Consider the following 267-nt stretch of genomic DNA (forward strand, 5'->3'; position numbering starts at 1 on the left):
AGCCAGGGCGTCCAATGAAAATTTAAATAGGTGACGCTGACGACTGCAGCAGCAAGCGCCAGCAACGATCCAACGGAAAGATCGATGCCGGCAATGATTAAGATAAATGTCATCCCCACCGACATGACGATTAAATCGGGGATCTGATTTGCAATAGTGCTGAAAGTGTTCATGCTCCAGAAATGAGAACTGAGGCATGAAAATAGGACGATCATTGCGGCTAACGCCCCGAGCAACCCGATATAGCTACTTAGGCCTTTCCATGAC

It is taken from the genome of Citrobacter sp. TBCS-14, from assembly GCF_005280805.1.
GTDB lineage: Bacteria > Pseudomonadota > Gammaproteobacteria > Enterobacterales > Enterobacteriaceae > Citrobacter > Citrobacter gillenii.